The sequence below is a fragment of the bacterium genome (assembly GCA_024226335.1).
GTDB lineage: Bacteria > Myxococcota_A > UBA9160 > SZUA-336 > SZUA-336 > JAAELY01.
Map to the genome: position 1 here is coordinate 1 of JAAELY010000453.1, position 5300 is coordinate 5300.

At 64.4% G+C, this 5300-nt stretch carries 4 protein-coding genes; 2 read left to right on the forward strand and 2 right to left on the reverse strand.

Going from position 1 to position 5300, the window contains the following annotated elements:
• The first annotated feature begins 15 nt into the window (after positions 1–15).
• Entirely contained in the window at positions 16–492 is a 477-nt protein-coding gene (locus tag GY725_21725; protein MCP4006808.1) for a response regulator transcription factor, read from the forward strand.
• On the opposite strand, the gene GY725_21730 is transcribed toward GY725_21725, so the two are convergent.
• Entirely contained in the window at positions 484–2178 is a 1695-nt protein-coding gene (locus tag GY725_21730) for a hypothetical protein (protein MCP4006809.1), read from the reverse strand. The genes GY725_21725 and GY725_21730 overlap by 9 nt on opposite strands.
• Before the next feature lie 93 nt (positions 2179–2271).
• Here GY725_21730 and GY725_21735 point away from each other — a divergent pair, with 93 nt between their 5' ends.
• Positions 2272–3687, forward strand: a complete 1416-nt coding sequence (locus GY725_21735) for a serine hydrolase (GenBank protein MCP4006810.1) — start codon at positions 2272–2274, stop codon at positions 3685–3687.
• Positions 3688–4194: 507 nt separating this feature from the next.
• Here the strand turns inward: GY725_21735 and GY725_21740 are convergent.
• Positions 4195–5214 carry an IS110 family transposase gene (locus GY725_21740; GenBank protein MCP4006811.1) on the reverse strand — a complete coding sequence of 340 codons (1020 nt, stop codon included), beginning with the start codon at positions 5212–5214 and terminating at the stop codon, positions 4195–4197.
• Positions 5215–5300 lie beyond the last annotated feature (86 nt).

The window sequence follows — 5300 nt, forward strand, 5'->3', positions numbered from 1 at the left end:
GCGCACACGATCGTGGTGTCAGCCCACACCGATCGCGCGATCGAAGCCTACGCGCACGGTGTGCTGGACTTCGTGGCCAAGCCCGTTCGCCGCGCTCGACTCCAGCAGGCGCTGGAACGTTTCGACGCGGCGTCGGTGCCGGACCGGCCCGGCCCCACACGCCGCTTGTCGGTACGCAGCCGGGCCGGGTACGAGACGATCCCGCTCGATCGGCTTCGCAGGATCCAGGCTGCCGGTAAGTACTCCACGCTGCACCTACTCGACGGCCTGGAGCGAACCCACGACAAGACCCTCGAGCGGCTCGACGCGCTGTTGCCGCCGGAGTTCATGCGCGTCCACCGGTCCCATATCGTGCGGCTGGAGCTGGTCCTGCGGCTCGTGGTCCAGGGCGGCGGCCACTACCAGCTGGAACTGTCCGGAGGCGAGACCGTTCCGGTGGGGCGCACGTACTACAACCAGGTTCGCGACCGCCTGGGGCACGGCTCAGCGTGAGCGTCGGTTGATTCGCGCCCACCATTCTCCCGCCTCACAGCCGTCCGCAAAGTCCCAGTTTCCGTCGGCGTGTCTGAGTTGTGCGCGGACGTAGCGCAGGCCCGCACCTTCCCGTGAAGGCGCGGAACTCTGTTGGGCGCGGTTGCGCACCTCGATCACGAGCCCGGCCGCGTTCCGTGACACCACCACGCGGATCCGCGGATCCTCGACCGGATCGCCATGAGTGATGGCGTTCTCGACGAGCGTCAACAGCACGCCCGGTGGCAGCGGGTCGTCCGCGACGTCGCCGTCGACGCAAAGCTCGAGCGGCCGGTCGAGCAGGTGCGCCATCGTCCGCGCGTGTTTGCGGCACAGCTCCAGCTCCTCGCGGACGGTGGTACGGTTCCTTTCGCCGATGTGCAGGAACGCCTGGAGTTCTTCGGCGAGGCTGCGCAGCACCTCGATGCCGAGCTCCGGCTGCTCCTCGATGCGGGAGATCGATACGGCAAGCGAGTTCATCAGGAAATGTGGCTGAATGGTCTTGCGTAGCAGCTCGTAGCGCAGTCGTTCTGCGGTGAGCAGAGCCGCCGTCCGTTGCTCGGCCTGTCGGCGCAGCGTACGCGCCATCAGGGTCAACAGCACCGCGACCATGGCGAGAAAGCCGACGAAGAACCCGTGGTCTGCGTAGCGGAAACCCATGAGGAACGCGGGGATCAGCGTGACCGTGACTCCAGCGAGCATCCAGGCCGCGTCGCTACGCTTCTTCCAGATCCCGATGCAGCCGGCTACGAATGCGACCCCGATCGCGGTTCTGAGGATGTTCAGGCTATGCACGTCGGGGTCGGTGAACAACACCGTCATGGTCGCGTAGAGCACCACCAGCACCGTCGCCAACAGGCGAAGCCGCCCGAACCCCAGATGAGCCGTCACGAACACCGGCAACAGCGCGCCGACCGCGATGGTCAGGCTGCTGATCGCGATCAGGCGCGGGAAGTGCCATGGGTAGGGATAGGCCCAGAGGAACTTGGAGTACTCCAGTACCAGTAGTAGCGCAACGGCCAGCGCCAGGATTGCGAACAGCAACGTATCGACACGCGCGCCGGTCGCGCGATAGAGCGACGCGAATACGATGCCCGCGAGCAACAGGACGCCGGCGCAGAGCAGGAACAACGCAGTGCGACGACCCTCCCAACGTTCGGTGTGCGCGCGATCCAGCAGCTGGACGCCCACGGGACCGCGCACCCGGCCGATGTGATGCGACGAGACACGGACTGCGACCCGATGCTCGCCCGCCGCCACCCGGTCCGGGTCGACAACCAGCCAGCTCCCGTGGCGCCCCGGAACCTCCGAGCGGCGATCGGTGCCGATGACGCCGTTGCGTCCGATCAGTTCCCCGTCCCAGTACACCTCGAATGCCCCCGGGGCGAACACCCGCAGCGCGACGTCCTCCAGCGGCTCGGCATCTCGCTGAACGGCCATGCTCGTGCGGAACCACCAGTTGGGCGAGTCACGGGGCCGTACTGTCGACCAATCGTCGAGGCTCGTCGCCGTGGCCCACGCCGGGTCGTCGCCCGAGCGGTAGAGTCTCGGGGTCAGCTCGTAGTCCGGCGGGGCGGCCTGTACCGCCGGGCCGCCCGTCGCGAGCAGGACGAGGATGACGAGAGCAACGCGGTGACGCTCACTCCGCCTTGGTGCCGTTGACGCCATATCTCCCCGCTGCCTGCAACCGTTGCCCTGAGCTCGGCGTTAGCTGTTCATGACTGTCCCACGAATGGGACCTCGCTCATGACAGGAAATACTATGCGAACAAGAATCAAGTGGACACTCGCCATCGTCAGCGTGGTCGCTGCCCTTCTCTGCGGCGTCGCGTGCGGCGCAAGCGGTCCGGTCCCGGGCAACGGGCCGTGGCTGCAGTACCGTGAGCCGCATCTGGGCGGATTCGACGCCGACAAACTCGCGGCCGTGCGCGCGCAGGCCGACGAGGCAGGCTCCGGCGCGCTGCTCATCGTACGCAAGGGGCTCGTCGTCGAGGCCTGGGGCGACATCGAACGCAAGTTCAAGTGTCACTCCGTTCGCAAGAGCTTGCTGTCGGCACTCTACGGCGCCGCGGTTGCCAGGGGCGAGATCGATCTCGCGGCAACACTCGGCGGGCTGGGCATCGACGACGTCCATCCATTGACGGACCTGGAGAAGACTGCCACGGTCGAGCAGTTGCTGCAGGGCCGCTCCGGGGTCTATCACTCGGCCGCGAAGGAACCGCGTTCGATGAAGAAGGGCCGGCCGGCTCGCGGCAGCGCCAAACCCGGCGAGCGCTTCTGGTACAACAACTGGGACTTCAACACGGCCGGGCATGTCTTCGAGCAGGCCACGGGACGCGGCATCTTCGAGGCGTTCGACCAGGACCTCGCGACGCCGCTGGGCATGGAAGATTTCGAGATCGGCGACACCTTTTACCAGTTCGAGCGCGGATCTTCCCGGGTGCCGGCCTACGCGTTTCGGCTCAGTGCCCGGGACGCCGCTCGCCTCGGGCTGCTCTATCTGCGTGACGGCAAATGGGACGGTCGCGACCTGGTTCCTACCGACTGGATCGAGCGTAGCCTGAAGCCGCACTCGGACCTGGGCGGCGGCCGCAGCTATGGCTACATGTGGTGGGTCTATGGCCCCGGCACGATCGCCTCGCAACCGGAGCTGACCGCCTACGCCGCCAGCGGCACCGGCGGGCAGTTGATCGCGCTGGTGCCGGACCTCGATCTGGTGGTGGTGCATCGCGGGGACACCGATTTCTCGCGCGGCGTCGGCGGGAGTAAGGTCTGGTCGCTGGTGAGCGGCATCGTCGACTCCATCGACGGGCCGGCGCGCCTGAGCAAGAAGCTGGAACCGGTGGAGACCAAACCGTTCGCCAAAAGACTCCCCGAGCTGAACTTCCCGGAGATCGTCGCGCTACCCGTTTCGACGCTCGATCGATACGTCGGAAATTACCGCATATCTCCCGAGATCACCGTGAAGGTATGGCGGATCGACGACGTCCTTGTCGGCCGGATGACGGGCACCGGCGAGACCGACCTGTTCGCCATCGGCGAGACGGAGTTCTGGGGCAAGGCCGCAGGCGCGCGGGTGCGCTTCGAGCTGGACGGAGAACAGCAGGTAACGGGAGCCACACTGTGGTACCGCGGGCAGGAGATGCACGCGCTGCGGATTCGCGATGATGGGCCGTGAGCCCGCGCCTGTTCGGGCGCTGGAATTGACTGGCCGCTGACGCCGGCTGGTGCTCCTGTAGACGATGCTCTCTGTCGGGGACAAACTCCCAGTATCGAAGAGAGCTATTGAAATACGGAATGTGCCGGAGCCGAGACTCGAACTCGGACGACCTTGCGGTCAGGGGATCTTGAGACGAAACGAAGGGGGCGGCGGATCAACGTTGATTTGATTCGTCGCGCTTTTCCGTTTACGAGGGTTATGGACATCCATGAGCAAGCCCTTGTCAAGCCAGGAGCACGGGAGTTAATACGGGGTCCAAACATCCATTCGGCATCGTCGCGTACGACGCACCACGATTCACATTTCGAATCGGCCCCATTCACCTAGTCGGCCTGCCTTCGCCATGTCCATTAACCGGGGTCCGATTCTTTCCCGTAGTCTCCTGACTTCCAGCTTCTCCTCTCCCTTCCAACCGACGATCGAGCGGTAGCGGACAGAAGGGCGTCCGTACCACTCTTCGCTAATTTAAGTCGCAGGCTCCTCTGACGAGCGCCAAACCTCGCCGGTGCGAAGCATCGCCATCATGGCTCTCAACAGATAGTGCGCCGTGGCCACCAGTGCGATCTTGCGCCGTTCTGGATCGCCTCGTCGCACACGTTCATAGAAAGTCCGGATCAGCGGCGAGCGTCGGACGCCCTGCCATGCTGCCTCCGTCAGTAGCCATCGGACGATGGCCGGTCCCTCGCGGGTGATGTGGCCCAGACGATTGGTCCGAGCTGAAGAATCCTGGCACGGCACCAGGCCAAAGTAACGGCCGGCGCCCTTGATGCGCTGAAAGCGGCCTGGATTGTCGACCCAGGCCATCACCGCCTCGGCTGTTCGCGGCCCGACTCCCGGAATGGTCCGCAGCAGTTGCACTCCGGGATTGCGTGAAGCGGTCCGATTGAGCGTCGTCTCGACTCGTTCGAGCATCTTGGTCAAGAAACATAGTCGCTCGTACAGCATGTCCCGCTGCACGGTGTTCAGCTCGTTGGCGAACGACACCGAACGCAGCCACTTCATTCCTGGGCCATACCACAGTCCTCTGGGAGCCTGAATGCCCTGACCTCGTAGCAACGCGCGGATCGAGTTCTTGGTGCGGGTTCGTTCACGTACAAGCTTGTTGCGATGCCCGATGAAGCCTCGCCAGGAGCGCACCTCCGATGAAGGGACATACACCGGCGGCACTTCGTCCAGAAACAACAGCTTGGCCAGCTTCTCCGCATCGACGCGATCGTTCTTGCGCTTCGAGCGAAAGATCAACCGCAACTGGCCAGGATGAGCGACGACGACTCGGCGTGCAACGGTCTGCAAACTCTCGTATAGATGACCGTAGCCGGTGGAAGCCTCGAAGCAGACCGCAAACGGTTTTCGAATCTTCCCCACTTCCTCGAGGACCTTGGACCACGGCCCCTTGATCGTTCGATTCAGCAGTTTCTGCCCCCGATGATCGAGGACGCAGATCGTGGATTGCCTCCAGTGAGAATCCAGGCCAACATACCGCATGAGCAAGCCTCCTTTCGCTCTTCGTGAGCACCTTCCGGTTAGCACTCGAAGGTTAACCGAGAGGGGGCTTGCTCATAGATTCACCC

Bases quoted from the DNA above. Each gene is read 5' to 3' on its own strand.
- GY725_21730 (MCP4006809.1), bottom strand. From the start codon at position 2,178: ATGGCGTCAACGGCACCAAGGCGGAGTGAGCGTCACCGCGTTGCTCTC.
- GY725_21735 (MCP4006810.1), top strand. From the start codon at position 2,272: ATGCGAACAAGAATCAAGTGGACACTCGCCATCGTCAGCGTGGTCGCT.
- GY725_21740 (MCP4006811.1), bottom strand. From the start codon at position 5,214: ATGCGGTATGTTGGCCTGGATTCTCACTGGAGGCAATCCACGATCTGC.